Below are 20,824 nucleotides of genomic sequence, written 5' to 3'. Positions count from 1 at the left end.
TGCGCCGGCGAGGGCAAACCTATCCGTCGCGCGCCCTCAGGCCGGCCCTGTCCTGCGGCTAGGGTGCAGCGATGCTGCGAAGGGTCGTCGAGGTCGTGGTGCCGCGGCGGCTCGGCACCAGCTTCCGGTGGCTCGTCGGCGCCATCTGGTCGATGAACCTCGGCGACGGCCTGCTGCTCGCCGCCGGGCCGCTCCTGGTCGCCTCCCGCACGCACGACGCCTTCCTCGTCGCGCTCGCCGCGATGGTCGAGTGGCTGCCGCCGCTGCTGTTCGGCCTGTGGGCGGGAGTGCTCACCGACCGGCTGGACCGCCGCCGGCTCGTCATCGCGGTCGACGTCGTCCGCGTCGTCGTCCTGCTCGCCCTCGCCACGGCCGTCGCGCTCGACGCCGCGCCGATCGCCCTGGTGCTCGCCGCGCTGTTCCTCCTGGCCACGGCCGAGACGTTCGCCGACAACACCACCGGCACCCTCGTCCCGATGCTCGTCCCGCGCACGGACCTCGCCGTCGCCAACGCCCGCGCACAGGCCGGGTTCATCGGGATGAACCAGCTCGTCGGGCCGCCGATCGGCGCCGCGCTGTTCGCGCTCGCGCAGTTCTCGCCGGTGGCCGTCGACGCCGTGCTCATCGCCGCCGGCGCCGTCCTCGTCTCGCGCGTGCGGCTGCCCGAGCACGGCACCAGGCCCGACGAGCGGCGGCGGGTGCGCGAGGACGTCGTCGAGGGCGTCCGCTGGGTGTGGCGCCACGCGGCGGTGCGCACGCTCGTGCTGACGATCCTCATCTTCAACGTCACGTACGGCGCCGCCTGGTCGGTGCTCGTGCTGTACGCGCGCCAGCGCCTCGGGCTCGGCGCCGTCGGCTTCGGCCTCATCACCACCATGCAGGCGCTCGGCGGCCTCGTCGGCGTGCTCGCCTACGGCTGGCTGACCAGGCGGATCACGCTGGCGAACCTCATGCGCATCGGGCTCGTCATCGAGACCTGCACGCACCTGGCCCTCGCGCTGACCACGCGGGCCTGGCTGGCGATGGCCATCTTCTTCGTCTTCGGCGCCCACGCCTTCGTCTGGGGCACCACGTCGATCACCGTGCGGCAGCGCGCGGTGCCGACCGCCCTGCAGGGGCGCGCGAACTCGGTCAACCTCGTCGGGGTGTTCGGTGGGCTCGTCGTCGGCTCCGGCATCGGCGGCGCGCTCGCCCAGCGCTTCGGGGTCACCGCGCCGTTCTGGTTCGCGTTCGGGGGCTCGGCCGTGTTCGTCGTGCTCATCTGGCGGCAGCTGCGGCACGTCGCGCACACCGACGCGCGGCCCGACGAGCCTGGGCCCGAGGCCGGCCGACCGCACGACGAGCCCGACGAGCTGACCGCCGAGCGACCCGCGGGCTGACGCCGCCCGGGGCTCTGCCACGGGCAGATCCGCCCACGGCAGCACGGCCCCCGCGTCAGGGCACCCGCGTGTCACGGTGGCCGCATGACCGAGACGACACCCCGGGTGGACGACGAGCTGACCACCCGCCTGCTGCAGCACCGCATCCTCGTCATGGGGACGGCGCTCGACGAGGCGCTGGGCAACCGCCTGTGCTCCGCGCTGCTCCTCCTCGCCGCCGAGGACCCCGACCGCGACATCACGCTGCTCATCAGCTCACCCGGTGGGTCGGTGCCCGCGATGCTGGCGATCCGTGACGTCATGCGCCTGCTCCCCTGCGACGTCGCCACCGTGGCCGTCGGGTGGGCCGCGAGCGCGGGGCAGTTCCTGCTCTCGTCGGGCACCCCCGGGAAGCGGTTCGCCCTGCCGCACGCGCGCGTGCTGCTGCACCAGGGGTCCTCGGGCATCGGCGGCACCGCGGTGGACATCGAGATCCAGGCCGACGACCTGCGCTACACCCGCGACACGATCCTGGCCCTCGTCGCGCAAGACACCGGGCAGCCCATCGAACGGATCCGGGAGGACTCCCGGCGCGACCGGTGGTTCACGGCCACCGAGGCCCTCGAGTACGGGTTCGTCGACCGCCTGGTCGACGACGTGTCCGTGCTGCTGCCGGGCGTCGGCTCCCGCGTCGGCTTCGGGGTGACCCGATGATCGTCCCCTACGTCGTCGAGCGGACCTCGGCCGGCGGCGAGCGCGCGCTGGACGTCTACAGCCGGCTGCTCGCCGACCGCATCGTCTACCTCGGGTCGCCGATCGACGACGAGGTCGCCAACGTCGTCGTCGCGCAGCTGCTGCACCTGGAGTCGGCCGAGCCCGGCAACCCGATCGACCTCTACGTCAACTCCCCGGGCGGGTCGCCGTCGGCGATGCTCGCGATCTACGACGCCATGCAGTACGTCCGGTCCCCCGTGTTCACCACGTGCGTCGGGCAGGCCTCCGCCGACGCCGCGGTGCTCGTCGCCGGCGGGGCGGCCGGGCACCGGGCCGTGCTCTCGCACGCGCGCATGGTGCTGCACCAGCCGGGGACGCAGAGCCATGGTGACGTGCCGGACCTCATCCTGGCGGCCGACGAGATCGTCCGCGTCCGTGCCGAGCTCGAGGAGATCCTGGCGCGGCACACCGGCAAGGACGTCGAGACGCTGCGGCGCGACACGGACCGGGCCCTGGTGCTCACGGCGGACCAGGCCGTGGCCTACGGGCTGGCGGACGAGGTGATCACCGCCCGCCGCTGAGCCGCGACGCCTGCCCGGGGTGCTCACCGACCGCCGCTCAGGCGGCGACCAGGGTCACGGGCGCTGGGCGCGCTGGTCAGGCTCAGGCGGCGAGCAGCGTCACGGACCCGCGTGCGCCGCTCCGGGCGGGCACCGAGGCCTCGGCCGAAGCGCCCTCCCCGCGCGGCCCGCCGAGCGATCGGAGCTCGACGAGGCGCGACGCCTCGCGGAGCCCGTCGAGCGCGGGCAGCTCGCGGCTGTGCGGCCGCTCCCGCCGCCGGTCGAGCGACGAGAGCTCGCTGCGGAGCCCGTCAGCCACCCCGAGCGCCAGCTCCGTGAGCGAGGAACCCAGCGCGTCGGTCACCGCGCCGAGCACCTCCGACGACGCCTCCTTGCGGCCGCGCTCGACCTCCGAGAGGTACTGCGTGGAGACTCCCGCGCGTTCGGCGACGTCGGACAGGCGCAGGCCCTGGTCGGTGCGCCACTCGCGCAGCACGCCGCCGACGGCCCTGCGCCAGGCGCCCCGCCGCCGGCTCTCGAGCCTGACCACCTCCGCCATGGGGCGACCGTAACCGCGGACCGTCGCGACCGGACCGGCGTTCCGCTCAGGGCAGAGCGGTGCGTTCCGCCGCGCGAGCGGTCACGGCGCCTCCGCGAGCAGCTGTCGCAGGGCGTCGAGCGCCGGCGCCTGACCGGCGACGAGCCTGGTGCGGGCCACCGGCACGTCGAACCACGCGACCCGGTCGACCTCGGGGAACTCCTGGCGTCGGCCCGAGCGCGGCGGCCACTCCATCTCGAACGTGCCAGGGCGGATCGCCTCGAGCGGCACGTCCGCCTCCACGGCGAAGAGCACGACGACCTTGCCCGACGAGTACCGGTACTCCCCCAGCCGCCGGTAGGCGCCGGTGGGCGCGGCGATGCCGAGCTCCTCGGCGAACTCCCGACGGGCGGCGGCGAACGGCTCCTCGCCGTCGTCGAGCTCACCCTTGGGGAAGGACCACGCGTGCTCGTCCTTCCGTGCCCACAGGGGGCCCCCCATGTGCGCGCAGAGCACCTCGATGCGTGGCGCGGCGCGGGCCATACCCTCGTCGGCCGCCGCTTCCTCGTCGCGCGCCGCCGGCGTCGCCCCGGGGAGCGGCGCGGGCTCGTCGGGCACGCGGCGGTACAGCACCAACCCCGCGCTCACCCGTGCCACCTCGCCGACGCTACGCCGCGCCGCCGACGCGCCGCCCGGTCAGGCCGCGACCTCCCGCACCCAGCCCTCGGGAGTGGCCGCGAAGCCGACGCGGGTGAGGTAGTCGGACTGCTCGGGACCGCCGGCGGCGACGAGCCGGCGGAAGCCCCGCGCCGCGAACACCCCGCTCTGGCGGTACACGAACTCGCCCGGCGTGAAGTCGCGGAACCGGGGCGTCACCCAGTCGAGGTCGACGTGCCCCACGCCGTCGCCGAGGTCGGAGACGAGGACGACTCCCACGGTCTCGTCGCCCCGCACCACGAGGAACGCCAAGCGACCGCCACCGGCATCCGAGGACGGCGCCGCCGATCCGAACCGCGCGATGTCCGTGGCGTGCACGGACATGACGTGGGCGAGGTAGGCGTCGTCGGGCGCGAGCTCGACGACGGCGTAGACGGCCTCGTCGTGCCGCTCGCTCACGAGCCGCCGCAGCCAGTAGACGTTGATGACGGCGATGACGCCGTTCATGGCGACGAAGGGCCAGATGCCGAACACGGCGTTGTACGCCGTCGCGAGCACCGAGCCGACGAGGTTGAGCCACCGGAACCGGAGCACGCGCGCCTGCATGAGCGAGAGGACGACGAGCGCGGACCCGCCCCAGCCGACGATCTGCCACCACACCATGCCCGGCACGCTAGCGGCCCGGACCCGGCCTGGTCAGGGTCCCCCGCCGGTGCGGGCATCATGGGACACATGAGCACCGTCGTCGCGCTGTCCCTGGTCGGTCCGCAGGTCGGCGGGGGGTGGGGCAAGGCGCAGCGCATCGCGCTCGCGACCGTCGACGACGGGACGATCACCGACTGGGCTGAGCACGACGTGCGGTGGGACCTGGCGCACGACGAGGGCACCGAGGGCTCGCACCACGCGCGCGTCGTCCGGTTCCTCAGGGAGAACGGCGTGCAGGTGGTCGCCACCGGGCACATGGGCCCACCGATGGCGCGCATGCTCGCGACGATGGGTATCCGCGCGGTCACGGACGCCACCGGCGACCCGCGCACCGTTGCGGTGGCCGCGGCGCAGGCGTAGCCGGGCACGACGCCGACCGCCCGTCGCGCGTCCGCTCCGCGGCGCACGCAGCGCGGCGCGGGCGCCCCGACTTTGCTGAACTCTGGGTCGCGAATCACGACGGGAAGCTCAGGAAAATGCAGTCATGGGGGTGACGCACGCCGGCGCCGACGGGACGAGTCCCGGCCGGCGCCGACGAGGGGTGCGGCGCGCTACAGCCCGTGCCGCGCCCGAGCGGCCTGCTCCTGGGCCTTGAACAGGCCGAACCTCGGCAGGAACTTGTCCCAGTCGATGGTGTGCGAGTCGATCTCCGGCCCGTCGATGCACGCGTGCTTGCGGACCAGCTTGTCCTCGATCACGACGGGCACCATGCACGCGCCGCACATGCCGGTCGCGTCGACCATGATCGAGTTCAGCGAGGCGACGGTGTGCACGCCGTAGAGCTTGGTGAGGTCGGAGACGCCGCGCATCATCATCGGCGGGCCGATGGTGATGACCTCGGCGATCTCGCGCCCGGCCTCGAGCATGTCCTGCAGCGGCTTGGTGACGAAGCCCTCGACGCCGTAGGAGCCGTCGTTCGTCGCGTAGACCACCTCGAGCTGGTCGCCGAACTCCGCCTGCAGGGCCGGGACGCGCTCGTCCTCGCCCGTCCAGAACATGAGCTCCTTGGACCGGAAGCCCGCGATGAGCGTGACGTGGTTCCCGAGCCGCAGGTGCTCGCGCATGATCGGGTGCACCGGGGGCAGGCCGAGGCCGCCCGCGGTGAACACCACGGTCTGGTCGTCCGCGTAGCGGTGCAGCTCGGACGGCCGGCCCAGCGGGCCGGCGATGCCCGCGAGCACGTCGCCCGGCTTCATCGCGTTGATCTCGATCGAGCTGACACCCATGGCCTGCACGACGAGGCAGATGGTGCCCGCCTCGGCGTCCCAGTCCGCCAGGGTCAGCGGGATGAGCTCGCCGCCCACGCGCGGGAACACGCGGACGAACTGGCCCGCCTGGGCGGACCTGGCGATGACCGGCGCCCGGACGACGAGCTCCTCGATGCCCGGCGAGAGGTTCCGCTTGGTGAGGATGACGCAGTCGGAGGCGGCCATGTCGGTGTACTTCTTCGCCGACTTGACCATCCGCTTGACGTCCGCCGTCGGCACGTCGATGTCGCCGAGGATCTCGCGCGCCGCCGCCTGGCCGTCTCCGGCCGCGTTGATCGCGGTGGACCCGCCGCGGGTCGCGTCGCCGCCGGAGTAGATGCCCTCCAGCGTGGTCTGCTGCGACCCGGACTCCGCCAGGTTGAGCGTCCCCCACTTCGAGGTCTCCAGCCGCGGCTCGGAGTCCTTGATGATCGGGTTCGACGAGTTGCCGAGCGCCATGATCACCAGGTCGGCCTCGACCTGCTCGGTGCGACCCGTCGAGGAGGGACGACGACGGCCGGACGCGTCCGGCTCGCCGAGCTCCATGACGTCGAGCGTCGCCGCCTTGACGAAGCCGGTGTTGGTGTCGCCGAGGAACTCCGACGGCGACCGCAGCGGCAGCAGGTGGATGCCCTCCTCGAGCGCGTGCTCCAGCTCCTCGACACGGGCGGGCATCTCGGCGCGGGTGCGCCGGTAGACGATCGTCACGTTGCCGCCGAGCCGGCGCGACGTGCGCGCCGCGTCCATCGCGGTGTTGCCGCCACCGATGACCAGGACGTTCTTGCCGGCCACGAAGGGCAGCGGCGTCTCCTGGTCCTCCCAGTTGGCGTGCATGAGGTTGACGCGCGTGAGGAACTCGTTCGCCGACATGACGTTGAGCAGGTGCTCGCCCGGGATGTTCATGAACATCGGGAGGCCCGCGCCGGTGCCGACGAAGATCTTCCAGAAGCCCGCGTCACGCAGGTCCTGCAGCGACGCCGTCTTGCCGACGACGAAGTTGGTCACGAAGCGGCCGCCGAGCAGGCGGATCTTCCGCACCACGTCGTCGATCAACTCGTTCGGCAGACGGAACTCGGGGATGCCGTAGCGCAGCACGCCGCCGAGCTCGTGGAACGCCTCGAACACGGTGACCGGGAAGCCCTCGGCCGCCAGGAGGTAGGCGTTGATGAGGCCGGACGGGCCCGAGCCGACGATCGCCACCGGCGGCTTGGCCGCCATGGTCCACGGGTTCGGGTACGAGGCGAACCGCGCGGTGTCGCCGTCCGGGTTGACGAGCTTGTCGCGCTCGGGCAGGAACCACTCGAGCTGGCCGATCGACATCGAGGTCTTGTGCAGGCACGCGGCCTGGCACTGCAGCTCCTGCGGGCAGACGCGTCCGGTGACGTCCGGCAGCGGGTTGCACGACTGGAGCAGCTCGAGCGCCTCCTGGAACCGCCCGGTCCCGATGAGCTCCATCATCACGGGGATGTGGATCTTCACCGGGCAGCCGTACTTCGGCGGCTTGTGGGCCTCGAGGAACACGCCGAGCTCGCAGGGCGCGTCGGCGCACTGCTTGTCGCGGATCGCCTCGAGCCAGACGAGCAGGTCGATGTCCCGCCGGGTGAACCCGAGGTCCATGTACCCGAGGTAGCCCTTGTTCACCAGGCCGAAGTCCTCGGCCCGGTCGTCGGCCTCACGGATGTACGGCGGGATGGTGCTCCCCGCCGGCCAGTCGTTCGACAGGCCCTCGAACATCGGGTAGCGGTCGGACAGGTGGGTGTCGATCGCCTTGATGAACAGGCGCTTCTTGCCGAGCGGCAGGTCCCAGATGAACCGCATGAGCACCGTCGACACGTCGTCGTCCCGCAGGAGCATGTCCCACAGGCGCACGACGAAGTCGTGCGACAGCTCGCTCTGGCGGAACTCCCACGCGACCGCCGCCATGCCGTCCGCGATGAACATGTCACGGAACGTGCGCGGGTCGGCGACGAGGCGGCGCTCGAGCAGGTCGAGCTGGTTCCGGAAGGTGGAGACGCCCTTCGTGGCGTTGAGCGTCTCCACCTCCTCGCGCGTGGCGTCGAGGGCGGTGCGTGCCCCGACCCAGCGCAGGACGTCGTCCTGGCCGGCCGGGCGTGCAGGCGTGTCGGTGCTCATCAGTGGATGATCTCCGCGTCGCAGGTGGACTTGACCCGGGCGATCCGCTTGGCGATCTCCGGGGTGACCTCGAAGCCGTCCAGCGCACCCGCCTTCATGCGGCCGACGACCCGTGCCTGCCCGTCGACGACGATGGTCGCCTTCTCGAACAGCGCCGGCAGCTCCTGGTAGCAGGTGCCGCAGTCGTTGCACTTGGCCTCGTCGGCCGGGTCGAGCCAGATCGGCCTGTCCGCCACCGCCGTCGCCGCCGCGGCCGGGGCCGGGGCGGCCGAGGCCGCCGGGGCGCCGCCGCCGAACGAGAACGCCGGCATGCTCGCCGGGGCCGCCGACGACGCGGCCAGCTCGGCCATCGCCGCGGCGATCTCGTCGAGCGACGCCTCACGCGCGGTGGACGCCGCCGCGTACCTGGCGGTCATGTCGGCCAGCTCGGCCTTGTGCTCCGCCGTCAGGCGCGCCTCGCCGAAGCCGGCGAGGTACTGCAGCGTCTGCCAGTGGTGCTTGCGGTCCTCGACGAGCGTGACGATGGCCGGCTGGCAGGCGACCTTGATGAGGTGCTTGTCGTCGTCCGTCGCGTAGACGAAGGGGACCTTGCCGACCCGGGCCTCGTCCGACAGCTCGACGAACTCGGCGATCGGGACGAGCGTGGCCTCGTCGGCGCCCTTCAGCTTCTTGAACTGCTTGGCGAAGCGGACCTCGCCGAGCGCGAACTCGGCCGGCGTCAGCGGGGTCTGCATGAGCTGCAGGTTGCCGCTCTCGTCGACGTACTCCAGCGTCGAGCTGGTCCACAGCTTGTCGACGTCGGGGTTGCCGTCGAGGTTGAACCGCTCCGGCAGCGTCGAGCCCTGGCGCGGGTCGTGCACGAACAGCGGGCTGACCCGGCTCTCGACCGCGAGCCGCGAGCGGCGGTTCGACAGGTCCTCGGGGATCCCGTTCTCCGTGCCGCAGGGGGCGTAGATCTCCATGAGCGCCGCGCCCTCGCGGTACCCGAGCATGCTCATCGCCGCGCCGAGGAAGTGCCCGTGCAGCGCCGTGGCGGTCGTCGCGACGAAGACGTTCGGGTGGAACGCCGCGATGACGCCCATCTCCTTGCGCACCTCGCGCTTGCCCGCGTGGGCCTTGCCGTAGCGCGCCAGGTCGGCGTCCTGGCCGGTGAGGCTGGCCGTCGACGCCTGCCCGCCGGTGTTGGAGTAGCCGCCCGTGTCGAGCACCAGGGCCTTGATCGGGGTGCCGCTGGTCAGCACGCGGGACATCGCGCCGAAGCCGATGTCGTACGACGCACCGTCGCCGCCGATCGTCAGGATGTTCGGCAGCAGCGCCAGCTCGTCGGGCGTGAACTCGTGCCACGTCAACGTCGCGCCGGCCTTGCCGTGCACGGCGGGGTCGTAGGCGTCGGCCAGCTCGAGCTTCGCGTCGCGCAGCGCCCGGACCTCCGGGACGAGCTGGCTGGCGAGGCCCTCGTAGATGCCGACCGCGAGCGGCTGCGCGTCCTGGAACAGGCTGTTGACCCACGGGTCGAGGTACGGCTGGAACGGCATCGTCGAGGCGTAGACCGACGAGCAGCCGGTCGAGTTCGCGATGACCGTCGACGCCGGGCCGGTGCCGGTGGGGCCGCCCTCGTAGAGGTACAGCGCCTTGTCGAGCTCGACGACGAGCTGGCCGAGGTGCTTGCGGCGCGCCGCGTCCTCGACCGTGTCGAGCTTGGCCGTCAGCTGCGCGATGGCCTGCTCCAGCTCGGCGACGTGCGAGCGCTTGCGCTCCTCGCCGAGCGCCTTGGACATCGCCGTCATCAGGCGGACCGCGGTGACCTCGCCGCAGCCGCGGCAGGCGCCGTGGCCACCGGTCATCGCGTAGTAGTTCGCGTGGTCGAGGACCATGCGCTTGACGTCGCCCTCGGGCGTCACGGCGTCGGCGACGAACCGCTTCGGCGTGTTGGGCAGGGCGGCCATCGTCTCGAACCGCTGCTCGAGCATGTCGAGGAGGTTGTCGTCCTGCTCGGCGGCGGTCAGCGCGTGCGGGCCGCAGACGTCGACGCACTGGAGGCAGCCGGTGCACTTCCACGGGTCGACGACCGCCGAGAACAGCGCGCCGGTGCCCGGCGTCTGCTTCTCCATCGCGTCGAAGAACGGACGCGTGCGCGCCACCGGGAAGGCCGCGAGCTGCGCGACGACCGCGTCGGCGTAGCGGGCGAGCGCCCGCTCGTCGGTGTCCGGGACCGCCGTGGCGGCGACCGCCGCGAGCGACGTCGCGTCGGCGTCCGCCCGGAACTCCTGCCGGATCCGCTCCGACCAGGTGTAGGCCACGGCACGCAGCGCCTCGCGCTGCGGCTCGGGGGCGTCCACCTGGCCGATGGCCGTCAGCACGAGGTCGTGGATCTCGTGGAGCGTGTTCGGGATCGCCGCGTCGGGGCAGGCGATGCCGCACTCGAGGCAGCCGGTGCAGGCGGTCGGGTCGAACACCGGCACGCTGCGCCGGAAGATGCCCTTGTCCTTGTTGACGCCCGTGCCGACCGGCATGAACAGGCCGGCGCCGGGGAGCACCGGCGACTCGCCGATGGTGCCCTCACGGAACGGGCGGGCGGCGAGGTCCTCGTAGTAGGCCGGGTCGAAGAGCGCCGTGGCGCGCGGCTCGGCCGCGACCGGGCACATCGACGCGGACAGCGCCACGGTCCGGGTGCGGACGGCGGCCGGCTCGGCGTCGACGGCGACGAACTCGTCGGCCTCGTAGTCGATCGGGGTGATCGCCGCGATGGCGTCGGTGATGACCGCCATGTTGGAGTTGACGATCGCGTCGCCCTTGCGGCCGAACTTCTTCGTCAGCTCGTGGCGCACCTTCTCGAGGATCGCGTCGCGCGAGGCGCCCTTGGACACCCGGTCGACGTAGCCGACGACCGCACCGATGAACGCGATGCCCATCATGCGGGTCTCGAGCTCGGGCTTCGGTGCGTGCACCTTGGCCACCCGGAACGCGTCCATCACCAGGAAGGTGATGTGCTTCTCGCGGATGGTGCGCCGCGCGTGCGCCGGCAGGCTGCGCCACACGTCGATCGGCTCGAGGTCCGACTGCATGATGAACGTGCCGCCGACCGCCAGGCCCTTGAGCGGGTTCGTGTGGATGAACGCCTTGTGGTCCGGGGAGATGACGACCTCGACGTCCTCGAGCTCGGCGTTGGTGAGCAGCACCGGCTCCGGCGAGAGCGTGATGTAGAAGTTGGTGGCCGCCCCGGACTTCTCCGAGCCGTACTTCGGCGCCGACTTCGAGTACATGCCCAGGACGCCGGCGAGGATGTCGGTGAGCAGCTTGCCGGTGGCGATGGTGCCGTAGCCGCCGACCGAGTGGAACCGGATGCGCAGCGCCTCGTCCGGCAGCACCTGCGGGTTGGCCTCGGTGGTCAGGGCCATGAGCTCGGTCTCGGGGTACGCGGCGCGCAGACGGTCCTGGACGGCGGCGAGCTCGCCCGACGCGGCGTCGCTGAAGAACTGCGAGCCGATGTAGACGAGCGGGGCGCCGGTCGGCGACACCATGTTCTTGAACGCGGCGACCATGTGGCGCGGCTGCACGTCGTGACCGCCGAGGCCGTAGATCGCCGTCGTCAGGCGCGGGCTGGTCGCCAGCGCCGGGATGCCCGGGAACTCGCCGGGGTTGCTCGCGTTGGCGCGGGCCCGGAACAGCGACTGCGTCACCAGGCGGGTCAGCGCGGTGTCGTCGGACCGCTCGAGGACCGTGACGGCCTTGGCCGTCTTCAGCGCCTCGACGAGCTCGGCCTCGGGGAACGGCTGCAGGATCTTGACGGAGACGACGCCGACCTTGAGTCCCTGCGAGCGCAGGTAGGGCAGCACGGCGCGGACGTCGTCGGTGATCGAGCCGAGGCCGACCATGACGTAGTCGGCGTCCTCGCAGCCGTACGCCATGACGGGCTTGTACTCGCGGCCGGTCAGCTCGGCGTACTCGGCCATCGCCTGGCGGGCCAGCCCAGGCACCGCGGAGACGAAGTGCGTGCGGTGGTCCACCGCGCCGGCCTGGAAGTCGGGCTGGTTCTGCACCGGGCCGGTCAGGCCGGGGTTGTGCGGGTCGACGAGCGCCGGCACCAGCTGGCGCGTGCCCTTCGCCCACGCGTTCACCCACGCGCGGCGCCATTGCGCCCGCAGGTCCTCGGGCACCCACGTGGTGGTCTCGGCGACGAGCGCACCCTCGTCGTCGGCCTCGATCGCGTCGGCCTTGGCGGCGAGCTGGGCGCGGAGCGCGGCGAGGTCGTCGGGCGCGAAGTCCGCGGCGTGACGGTCGAGGTACTGACCGAGCTGGAACACGCGGCCCTTGGCGCCGAAGAGGATCTCCTGCGCCACCGTCGGGGACGCGATGCGACCGGCCGGGTCGCCCAGGTACTCCTTGAGCAGCTCGGGCTCCGGCAGCAGCACCTCGCTCATCACGTGGCTGGTGGCGAAGCCGTCGAACGTGTTCGCGACCGGGATCAGCGACAGGGACGACGTGCGGTACGCGATCGCCGCGAGGTCGGAGGCCTCCTGCGGGTTGGACCCGAACAGGACGGTGTAGCCGGCCGGCAGCAGCGAGTAGATGTCGTCGTGCCCGGCCATGACGTTGAGCGAGTGCTTGGACACCACGCGGGCCGCGACCTGCAGCACGAAGCCGCCGATCTTCTTGCCCACGGTGACGTAGTGCGACTCGAGGGCGTAGAGGATGCCCTGGCTCGACGAGGCGTTCGAGATGAAGTTCCCGCCCGTGAGCGCGGCGCCCAGCGCGCCGCTCTGCGCCGAGTGCTCACCCTCCGCCTCGACGAAGAACGCGTGCTTGCCCCAGACGTTCAGCTGGCCCTCGGCGCGGGCGGCCTCGAAGGTCTCGACGATCTCGGTCGAGGGGGTGATGGGGTATCCGATGACTCCGCCGCACACGTGCTTCATCACGTGAGCCACGGCGCCGTTCCCGTTGATGACGTCCGGGAGGCCGGGGTACTTGGGCTGATCAGCAGTCACTGTGCGCGTCCGGGTGCGAGGAGTGGACCGAGCCTCGAGGACCGGCTCCTGGACGACGCCGACGCGGGGCGACGGCGACGTCCACCCCGTCGCACGAACGACGGACGAGGGGCTTCATTGCGGTCCTCACAGGCCCAGCAGGGACATTGCCAGCGTAAGTTCGTGTCAGGGGATGATCTGGGACTGAAGGCCCTGCCAGGGCGCCGGACGGGCCACGGTCATCCGATGATCAGCACGCTGAGCAGGGCGAGGTTGAGCGCGACGACCAGCGCGACCACCGCCCACAGCACCGCGTGCTGGGCCCGGCCGGTGCGCCGCTCGCCCATCACCGCCTCGTCGTGCGCCAGCCGGACGAGCGGGACGAGCGCGAACGGGAGGCCGAAGCTCAGCACCACCTGGCTGACGACGAGCGTCAGGGTCGGGTCGGCGCCCAGCGCCAGGAGCGTGATCGCGGGCACCAGCGTCACGGAGCGCCGCACCAGGGGCGGCACGCGCCGGTGCAGCAGGTCCCCCATGACGACGGCGCCCGCGTAGGCGCCGACCGACGTGGACGCGAGGCCCGAGGCCAGCAGCCCCACGGCGAACGCGATGCCCACCCCGGTGCCCAGGGTGGCGACGATCGCGTGGTGCGCGCCCGGGATCGAGTCGGTGCCGGGCACGCCCGACAGGCCGGCGGCGGCGAGCAGCAGCAGGCCGACGTTCACGGCTCCGGCCACGGCGAGCGCCGCCCCCACGTCCCACCTCGTCGCCCGCAGGAGGAGGTCGCGCTGCGGGCCGGCCTCGGCGTGGCCGTGCCGGTCGCGCGCCAGGGCGGAGTGGACGTAGACGGCGTGCGGCATCACCGTCGCGCCGAGCATGCTCGCGGCCAGCAGCACGGAGTCGGAGCCGCGGAACCGCGGGAGCAGGCCGGCGGCGACGCCGGCGGCGTCGGGCGGGCGCAGGACGAGGCCGGCGAGGAAGCCGATGACGATGACGGCCAGCAGCGCCATGACGACGAGCTCGAACCGCCGCTGGCCGGACCGGCTCTGGGTGGCGAGCAGCGCCAGCGAGACGACGCCCACGACGAGCCCGCCCGCCGGGAGCGGGAGGCCGAGCAGCAGCTGCAGCGCCAGCGCCCCGCCGACGACCTCGGCCAGGTCGGTCGCGGCGGCGACGAGCTCGGCCTGCGCCCAGTAGGCGATCCGGCCACGGCGACCGAGGCGTTCGCCGACGAGCGCCGGCAGGGAGCGGCCGGAGACGATGCCCAGCGCGGCCGAGCGGTACTGGATGAGGGCGGCCATCACGCTGGCGGCGACGAGCACCCAGAGGAGGAGGTAGCCGTACCGCGAGCCCGCGGTGAGGTTGGCGGCGACGTTGCCCGGGTCGACGTAGGCGATGGCGGCGACGAAGGCCGGGCCGAGCAGCGGCAGGCTGCGGCGCAGGAACGCGCGCCGGCCACGCTGGTCGTGCCGGCCCTGGTCGGGGCGGGGCACCCCCGCACGCGCGGGTGTCACCGATGGCGGGCCCGAGGCGGTCGCGGTCATGTGACCTCCGAAGTTCGGAGATCCGAACTCTATGCCCGTCTCCGCCCGCACCGGCCAACCCGCCCGCGATTCACTTTCCTGAAGTCCGGGTCGTGATCCACGACCGGGGAGTCAGGAAACTGAACCGGGGGTCGTCGGAAATTCCATGGCCGGCGCCGCGGGGCGGGGGCGATGGTGGTGACGTGAGCGACCGGTGGACGATCCACGAGGTGCCGGCCGATCCGTCGCACGCCGACGAGATCGCGGCGCTCGTCGACGTCCGCACCGCCGTCGTCCGCGACACCTGGGCCAACGCCGACATGGCCGAGCCGGTCGACGTGGAGCTCGCCGCCCTGCGCGACCAGTCCTGGACACGGCACGGGTACCTGGCCGCCGTGGAGGACGGGCGCACGGTCGGCGGCGTGTTCCTCGAGCTGCCGATGAGGGACAACACGTCGACGGCGTGGATGAACCTGCTGGTGCTGCCCGAGGAGCGAGGCCGCGGCATCGGGTCGGCGTTGCACGACGAGGCGCTGGCATGGCTGCGCACGCAGGGGCGCACGGTGGCGCAGGCGTCGACGGACCAGCGCGCGGAGCCGCCGGCCGGTCCCCGGACGATCGCGCCCTCGACGGGCGCCGGGCGGGTGCCGGCCGATTCCGACGACGTGCGCTTCATGGCGCGGCGTGGGTGGTCGCTCGAGCAGGTGGAGCGCCGCTCGGTGCTGCCGCTGCCGCTGTCGGACGGCATCGTCGACCGGTTCGCCGCGGACGCCCGGGCGGCGGCCGGGGACGACTACCGGCTCGTGCCGTGGGGCACCGACGCCCCCGACGAGTGGGTGGACCAGTACGGGTACGTGCTGTCGCGCATGTCGACCGACGCACCCGTCGGCGGCATGGACTGGGGCGAGCAGGCGTGGGACGCGCAGCGGGTCCGCACCATGGAACGGCGGGCCAGTGCCGGCGGCTACCGGCTCCTGGTGCTGGCCGCCGAGCACGTGCCGACGCGCACCCTGGCCGCCTTCACGCAGCTGTGGGTGCCGTCGCACACGGACGAGGTGGTCCACCAGGGCGACACCCTCGTCGTGCCCGAGCACCGGGGACGGCGGCTGGGGATGCTCGTCAAGGCGGCCAACCTCCGGCGCCTGGTCGACGAGCTGCCGGGGACCCAGCGCGTCGACACGTGGAACGCCGAGGAGAACCGCTGGATGCTCGGCATCAACGTCGCGCTGGGGTTCCGCCCCTCGGGCGGCGCCGGCGAGTGGCAGCTGCGCCTGGACTGACCGTCGGCGTCGTCGGCCCCAGGCCGTCGGGCGCGGGCTCGTCGGCCGGGATGCTTGCCGCGCCCCGGCCCGTCGCGCGACTCAGGCGCGGACAGGCGTGCGCCACCAGCGGGCCCAGCGCTCGCGGGCGGCCTCGAGGGCCTCGTCGTCCAGCCCGTAGGTGGACCAGAAGGCGCTCACCGCGCCGTACGGCTTGTGGCTTGCCGCTCTCGCGACCTGCACGACGAGGAGCGAACCACCCCGCAGGGCGACGCCGAACTGGTGCGGCGTCGAGTACTCGAGCGTGCCGCCGAGCAGCGTGCCGTCCGGGCGGTGGATCTCCACAGCTCCCCCGACGGGCACGCCCCGGACGCCGTGGAGCCCGACGCGGTAGAGCAGCTGGTCCGGCCGCTCGGAGTCCAGGCCCTGCATCGCGAAGGCGTGGCGTTCCTCGCCGAGGTGGTAGCTGACCGCGTAGTGGAACTGCTGCATCCAGGTGATCCAGCGCTCGTCGGCCTGGTCGCGCACCCCGTCGTAGGAGGCGAGGACGTCGTAGTTGAGGCGGCGCACGACGAGCGTCGTGTGGGGGCGCGAGCCGAACCCGCCGCGCGCCTCGATGAGGTCGTGGTTGTGCCATCGCAACCAGCCCATCGGGATGCCGCTCTCCGGCCGGCGCACGGCGGCCTCGTGGAGGAAGACGCGGTTGATCTCGTCGTCCAGGTCGGGCTCGTCCCAGCCGTACCAGCGCCGGATGAGCTCGGGGCGGCGCAGGTGGACCCACGCCGTGTCGAACGGGACCGGCACGTCGATGCTGATCACTTCACGAGATGCGAGCACCATCGCGCTCACCTCCGATGCCGTCCACGTTAGCGAGACGGATGGTTCCGTGCATCAGGGCTGGTCGGGTCGGTGTGTCGGGTTCGTCACGTCGGGATCACCGCCGATCTTCGGTATCCCCGCAGGTGAAGTGCCCTTTTGGGGTTGCCTGTGGGTGGTGATCCCTACGGCAGAAGGGCGACGCCATCCGGGTCGGCGCGCAGGAGGACCCTGGCGCCCGCCGCGGCGGACCAGCCGGCGGGCGCGAACGCGGTGAGCCTCCCGACGGTCGGAAGGTCGACGGTCACCTCGGTGCGGCCTCGTCGTGCACCGATCGCGACGACCGTGCCGGGCAGGTCGTCGACCGGGCGCGTCCCGTCCGGCACGGCCGCCGTGGTGGCGTCCGGACCACGGAGGACCAGCGCACCCGCCGCCAGCGCGAGGGTGCGAGGGTCGTCGTCGGCGAGGTGGAGCGCGGTCCGCCAGCGCGTGGCGGCGGGGGCGGACGCCGGGATGAAGGCCTCGTAGCCGAGGAATGCCGCGACCTCGCGAGAGGCGGGCGCTCGCCACAGCTCGCCGGGGGCGGCGACCTGGAGCAACCGACCCTCCGACATCACGGCGATGCGGTCGGCGACCGCGAACGCCTCGTCCTGGTCGTGGGTGACGAGCACAGCCGTCGTACCGGTCGCGAGCAGCGCGGCCCGGAGGTCCTCCGCCAGCCGCTCCCGCAACGCGCGGTCGAGGGCGGACAGCGGCTCGTCCAGCAGCAGCAGCCGCGGCCGAGGGGCGAGCGCACGCGCGAGCGCGACCCGCTGCCGTTCACCGCCGGACAACGTCGCCGGGTCCCGGTGCTGCTGGCCTGGCAGCCCGACGAGCTCCAGGAGCTCCGCGACGCGCTCCGCATCCGACTCCCGGGAGGTCCGTGCGCCGCGCAAGCCGTAGCCGACGTTGCCCGCGACGTCGCGGTGCGGGAAGAGCTGCCCGTCCTGGAACAGGAGGCCGAAACCACGCCGGTGAACGGGAACGCCGACGACCGACACGCCGCCCCAGGTCACGTCGCCGGCCGCGAGCGGCTCGAGCCCTGCGATCGCGCGCAGCAGCGACGACTTGCCGGAGCCCGAGGCTCCCAGCAGCGCGACGATCTCACCCGGCGCGACGTCAAGGGTCACGCCATTGACGGCGGTTGCGGAGGAGCGGCGTCGGCCCGGCACGCTGTAGCGCACGACGACGTCGTGAACGCCCAGCCCAGTGCCCCCGGACGCGCGTCCGTCCGGGGCTGCCGCCCGCACGGTCGTCGTCCTCTCGGTCGTCGTCCTCTCGGTCGTCGTCTCGACGGTCGCCATCTCTGCGGGCGTCATCCTTCTGATCGGGAGCTGTGCCGCCGTCGCCGCGGCGACCGTCACCGGATCACGGGGGTCGGTCCTCGTCCTGCGCACCTCAGATCACCGTCCCCGCCGCTCGCGGAACCCGCTCGAACCCCGCGACCACCAGCGCCGTCACCAGGGCGAGCACCACCGAGGCGGCGAGCGCCATGCCGTACGTCTCGACGCCGGGGCGGCCGATCAACCGGTAGACGAGGACCGGCAGCGTCGGCCGGTCGGGCCGGGCAAGGAAGCTCGTCGCGCCGAACTCTCCCAGCGAGGCGGCGAACGCCAACCCCGCCGCGAGGCCGATGGCCCGCAACGCCACGGGCCCGTCGACCGTGCTCACCACGCGCGCCGGTGACGCGCCGAGGGTCGCGGCGACCTGCCGCTGGCGCGGGTCGATGGCGCGCAGCACGGGGAGCACCGTCCGCACCACGAGCGGGACGGCGACCACCGCCTGCGCCACCGGCACCAGCAGCGGGCTCGTCCGCAGGTCGACGTCCAGTCCGAACGGCCGGTCCATGACCAGCAGGAAGCCGAAGCCGACGGTCACCGCCGACACCCCCAGCGGGAGCATGAAGGCGGCGTCGAGGCCGGCGACGAGGCGCCGTACGGCGCCGGCGCGGGGCCGGCGGGACACGACCAGGGCGACGAGGCCGCCGACGACGAGCGACAGCACGGTCGCGTCGAGGGCCACCCGGAGCGAGGTGACCGTGGCGTCCCACACCGACACGGGCAGCGCACCGGCCGGGCGGGACAGGGCCGCGTAGTTGGCGAGCCCCCAGCCGTCCGGGGTGCGCAGCGAGCGGACGACGAGCCCGACGAGCGGCAGCGCGAGGAACGTGATCGCGAGCGCGGTCGCGGCGGCGGCAACCCGGTCCAGCCCGCGGAGGTCGTCGGGCCCCGCTCCCCCGGCCCGCGGGCGCGGCAAGCGAGAGGGGCGCCGCGGGAACAGGGACGGCGCGTGCGCCGACGAGACCGGCGCGGCCAGCGACAGGGCGCGCTCGTTGCGGGAGCGAGCCCGGCCGGCGACGAGGAGCGCGCCCACCACCACGACGAGCTGCACCACCGACAGCACGGCGGCCGCCCGCAGGTCGAGGAACTGCGTCGTCTGGATCCAGATCTCGGTCTCCACGGTGCCGAAGCGCAGCCCGCCCAGCACGAGGACGGTGCCGAACGCCGTCGCGCAGAAGAGGAACGTGAGCGACGCCGCCCCGGCGATCGCGGGTGCCAGGGCGGGAAGGGTCACCGTGCCGAGGGCCCGCCACGGCGACGCGCCCAGCGCACGGGCGGCCTGCTCGGCGCGCGGGTCCAGCCGTTCCCACAGCCCGCCGACCGTGCGCACGACGAGCCCGTAGTTGAAGAAGACCAGCGCCGCCACGATCGCCGTGAACGTCCCGTCCAGGTGGAGGAAGGCCAGCAGCCCCCCCGGCGCCAGCAGCGAGCGGAACGCGACCCCGACCACGACCGTCGGCAGCACGAACGGCACGGTGACGAACGCCCGGAGGAACCCGCGTCCCGCGAACCGGCACCGGTAGAGGAGGTACGCCCCGGGGACACCGAGGAGCCCCGACACCACCGTGCCGAGCGACGCCTGCGCCAGGGTGAGCCACACAATCCGCCAGGTGCGCGCCCGGGAGAACACCTCGGAGAACGCCCCGAGGTCGAGGCGGCCGGAGCTGACGAACCCACGCCCCACCATCGCCACCACGGGCCAGGCGAAGAAGACGGCGAGGAAGACGAGCGGCACGCCGGCCGCCAAGCCCCACGCGAGGTACCGAGCCCACCGTCGCGCACCGGGTCGCGAGGGGCTCGAGAGCGGCCCATGCGTCAGTGAAGGCCGGTGGCCGCCCCCCGGTGACGGGCCAAGGGGGGCGACCACCGGGGTCTGCGGCCCCGTCAGCCGAGCGCCACGTCCGACCACTGCTGCAACCAGTCGGAGCGGTGCGCGGCGATGTCCGCGGCGGGGACGGACAGCGGCTGGGTGGCGAGCGGTGCCCACTGCGCCCAGTCGGTGGGGACCTTGACGGACGAGCTGACCGGGTACATGTACATCGAGCCCGGGATGTCCGCCTGGACCTCGTCGGACAGCAGGAAGTTGACGAACGCCGCGGCACCCGCGGGGTTCTTCGCCCCGGCGATGACGCCCGCGTACTCCACCTGGCGGAAGCACGTGTCGAGGAGGGCGCCGGTGGTCGGCGACGTGCCGCCCTTCGGCACGGTGTCCACCGGGGACGACGAGTACGACAGGACGATCGGGAACTGCCCGTTGCCGCCGCCGGCGGTGTAGTCGACGTTCCAGGCGTTCTCCCAGCCGTCGTCGATCTTGACGCCGTTGGCCTTGAGCGCCTTCCAGTACGCCTGCCAGCCGTCGCCCTTCGCGGCGATCGTGGCCAGGAGGAACGCGAAGCCGGGCGACGAGGTCGTCGCGCTCTCGGTGACGAACAGGCCCTTGTACGCGGGCTTGACGAGGTCGTCGAGCGAGGCCGGTTCGGTGAGCTTGTGCGCGGTGAACCACGCGTGGTCGACGTTGACGCACACGTCGCCGACGTCGATCGGGGTGAGCGCGCCGGCCGTGTCGCTCGGGACGCGGTACTGGGCGCCGTCCTTCACCGCGGCGGCGGTCAGGGCCGGCGAGGGCGGGACGACGACCTTCTCGTCGAGCGCCCGCGAGGCGAACGTGTTGTCGATGCCGAACGTCACGTCGCCGACCGGCGCGTCCTTGGTGAGCACGAGCTGGTTGACGAGGGTCCCGGCGTCCCCGGGCTGCACCACGTTGACCGTGTAGCCGGTCTGCTGGGTGAAGTCCTCCAGGATGCCCTTGCTCAGGGCGAACGAGTCGTGCGTCACCAGCGTGATCGCCCCGCCGGCCGCGCCGGTGCTGGTGGGGGCCGTGGGCGACGGCGGTGCCGCCCCGACGGCCGAGCACGCCGCGAGCGCGGGCACGACGAGCGTGCCGATCAGCAGTCTCTTCCTCATGTGTGGT

Annotated in this window: 15 protein-coding genes; 5 read left to right on the top strand and 10 right to left on the bottom strand. The window is 73.0% G+C overall.

Going from position 1 to position 20,824, the window contains the following annotated elements; translation table 11 throughout:
* The first annotated feature begins 71 nt into the window (after window positions 1-71).
* From BGO37_RS09015 to BGO37_RS09005, 3 genes are all read left to right on the top strand, one after another.
* Window positions 72-1,379 carry an MFS transporter gene (locus BGO37_RS09015; protein WP_291754131.1) on the top strand — a complete coding sequence of 436 codons (1,308 nt, stop codon included), beginning with the start codon at window positions 72-74 and terminating at the stop codon, window positions 1,377-1,379.
* Between the two features lie 84 nt (window positions 1,380-1,463).
* The gene (locus tag BGO37_RS09010; protein ID WP_291754129.1) at window positions 1,464-2,072 is read left to right on the top strand and encodes a ClpP family protease; all 609 of its coding nucleotides are present in this window, start codon (window positions 1,464-1,466) and stop codon (window positions 2,070-2,072) included.
* Window positions 2,069-2,653: an ATP-dependent Clp protease proteolytic subunit gene (locus BGO37_RS09005; RefSeq protein ID WP_291754127.1), complete on the top strand. Its 585-nt coding sequence runs from the start codon at window positions 2,069-2,071 to the stop codon at window positions 2,651-2,653. Before BGO37_RS09010 ends, BGO37_RS09005 begins: the two co-directional genes overlap by 4 nt.
* Before the next feature lie 82 nt (window positions 2,654-2,735).
* On the opposite strand, the gene BGO37_RS09000 is transcribed toward BGO37_RS09005, so the two are convergent.
* From BGO37_RS09000 to BGO37_RS08990, 3 genes are all read right to left on the bottom strand, one after another.
* Window positions 2,736-3,191 (bottom strand): helix-turn-helix domain-containing protein, encoded by a 456-nt coding sequence (locus BGO37_RS09000; protein ID WP_291754126.1) that lies wholly within the window; start codon window positions 3,189-3,191, stop codon window positions 2,736-2,738.
* 81 nt (window positions 3,192-3,272) lie between these two features.
* Complete coding sequence (locus BGO37_RS08995) at window positions 3,273-3,713, bottom strand: NUDIX domain-containing protein (RefSeq protein WP_291754568.1); 441 nt, start codon at window positions 3,711-3,713, stop codon at window positions 3,273-3,275.
* 153 nt (window positions 3,714-3,866) lie between these two features.
* Complete coding sequence (locus BGO37_RS08990; protein WP_291754124.1) at window positions 3,867-4,490, bottom strand: hypothetical protein; 624 nt, start codon at window positions 4,488-4,490, stop codon at window positions 3,867-3,869.
* Between the two features lie 69 nt (window positions 4,491-4,559).
* On the opposite strand from BGO37_RS08990, the gene BGO37_RS08985 reads away from it, so the two are divergent.
* On the top strand, window positions 4,560-4,892 hold the full coding sequence (locus BGO37_RS08985) for a NifB/NifX family molybdenum-iron cluster-binding protein (RefSeq protein ID WP_291754122.1): 333 nt from the start codon (window positions 4,560-4,562) through the stop codon (window positions 4,890-4,892).
* A 191-nt stretch (window positions 4,893-5,083) separates the two neighbouring features.
* Here the strand turns inward: BGO37_RS08985 and BGO37_RS08980 are convergent, their stop codons facing one another.
* From BGO37_RS08980 to BGO37_RS08970, 3 genes are all read right to left on the bottom strand, one after another.
* Window positions 5,084-7,912: a sulfide/dihydroorotate dehydrogenase-like FAD/NAD-binding protein gene (locus tag BGO37_RS08980; protein ID WP_291754120.1), complete on the bottom strand. Its 2,829-nt coding sequence runs from the start codon at window positions 7,910-7,912 to the stop codon at window positions 5,084-5,086.
* Entirely contained in the window at window positions 7,912-12,897 is a 4,986-nt protein-coding gene (locus BGO37_RS08975; protein ID WP_291754118.1) for a 2-oxoacid:acceptor oxidoreductase family protein, read from the bottom strand. Before BGO37_RS08975 ends, BGO37_RS08980 begins: the two co-directional genes overlap by 1 nt.
* Window positions 12,898-13,115: 218 nt before the next feature.
* A complete protein-coding gene (locus BGO37_RS08970) occupies window positions 13,116-14,420 on the bottom strand; it encodes an Nramp family divalent metal transporter (protein WP_291754116.1) in 1,305 nt (434 codons plus the stop codon).
* A gap of 182 nt (window positions 14,421-14,602) precedes the next feature.
* On the opposite strand from BGO37_RS08970, the gene BGO37_RS08965 reads away from it, so the two are divergent.
* Window positions 14,603-15,679: a GNAT family N-acetyltransferase gene (locus BGO37_RS08965; RefSeq protein ID WP_291754114.1), complete on the top strand. Its 1,077-nt coding sequence runs from the start codon at window positions 14,603-14,605 to the stop codon at window positions 15,677-15,679.
* 81 nt (window positions 15,680-15,760) lie between these two features.
* Here BGO37_RS08965 and BGO37_RS08960 read toward each other — a convergent pair whose 3' ends face one another.
* From BGO37_RS08960 to BGO37_RS08945, 4 genes are all read right to left on the bottom strand, one after another.
* Window positions 15,761-16,498, bottom strand: a complete 738-nt coding sequence (locus BGO37_RS08960) for a hypothetical protein (RefSeq protein WP_291754113.1) — start codon at window positions 16,496-16,498, stop codon at window positions 15,761-15,763.
* A gap of 161 nt (window positions 16,499-16,659) precedes the next feature.
* A complete protein-coding gene (locus BGO37_RS08955) occupies window positions 16,660-17,817 on the bottom strand; it encodes an ABC transporter ATP-binding protein (protein WP_291754111.1) in 1,158 nt (385 codons plus the stop codon).
* 94 nt (window positions 17,818-17,911) lie between these two features.
* On the bottom strand, window positions 17,912-19,600 hold the full coding sequence (locus tag BGO37_RS08950; protein ID WP_291754110.1) for an iron ABC transporter permease: 1,689 nt from the start codon (window positions 19,598-19,600) through the stop codon (window positions 17,912-17,914).
* Between the two features lie 137 nt (window positions 19,601-19,737).
* On the bottom strand, window positions 19,738-20,817 hold the full coding sequence (locus BGO37_RS08945) for a thiamine ABC transporter substrate binding subunit (RefSeq protein WP_291754109.1): 1,080 nt from the start codon (window positions 20,815-20,817) through the stop codon (window positions 19,738-19,740).
* Window positions 20,818-20,824 lie beyond the last annotated feature (7 nt).

This window comes from Cellulomonas sp. 73-92 (assembly GCF_001898175.1).
GTDB lineage: Bacteria > Actinomycetota > Actinomycetes > Actinomycetales > Cellulomonadaceae > Cellulomonas.
Note: the sequence above shows the minus strand (reverse complement) of the source record. Positions and strands in the feature narration are given on the sequence as shown.

Excerpts from the sequence above, each read along its gene's own strand:
- BGO37_RS09015 (WP_291754131.1), top strand. The coding sequence starts at position 72 with ATGCTGCGAAGGGTCGTCGAGGTCGTGGTGCCGCGGCGGCTCGGCACC.
- BGO37_RS09010 (WP_291754129.1), top strand. The coding sequence starts at position 1,464 with ATGACCGAGACGACACCCCGGGTGGACGACGAGCTGACCACCCGCCTG.
- BGO37_RS09005 (WP_291754127.1), top strand. The coding sequence starts at position 2,069 with ATGATCGTCCCCTACGTCGTCGAGCGGACCTCGGCCGGCGGCGAGCGC.
- BGO37_RS09000 (WP_291754126.1), bottom strand. The coding sequence starts at position 3,191 with ATGGCGGAGGTGGTCAGGCTCGAGAGCCGGCGGCGGGGCGCCTGGCGC.
- BGO37_RS08995 (WP_291754568.1), bottom strand. The coding sequence starts at position 3,713 with ATGGCCCGCGCCGCGCCACGCATCGAGGTGCTCTGCGCGCACATGGGG.
- BGO37_RS08990 (WP_291754124.1), bottom strand. The coding sequence starts at position 4,490 with ATGGTGTGGTGGCAGATCGTCGGCTGGGGCGGGTCCGCGCTCGTCGTC.
- BGO37_RS08985 (WP_291754122.1), top strand. The coding sequence starts at position 4,560 with ATGAGCACCGTCGTCGCGCTGTCCCTGGTCGGTCCGCAGGTCGGCGGG.
- BGO37_RS08980 (WP_291754120.1), bottom strand. The coding sequence starts at position 7,912 with ATGAGCACCGACACGCCTGCACGCCCGGCCGGCCAGGACGACGTCCTG.
- BGO37_RS08970 (WP_291754116.1), bottom strand. The coding sequence starts at position 14,420 with ATGACCGCGACCGCCTCGGGCCCGCCATCGGTGACACCCGCGCGTGCG.
- BGO37_RS08960 (WP_291754113.1), bottom strand. The coding sequence starts at position 16,498 with ATGGTGCTCGCATCTCGTGAAGTGATCAGCATCGACGTGCCGGTCCCG.
- BGO37_RS08955 (WP_291754111.1), bottom strand. The coding sequence starts at position 17,817 with ATGGCGACCGTCGAGACGACGACCGAGAGGACGACGACCGAGAGGACG.
- BGO37_RS08945 (WP_291754109.1), bottom strand. The coding sequence starts at position 20,817 with ATGAGGAAGAGACTGCTGATCGGCACGCTCGTCGTGCCCGCGCTCGCG.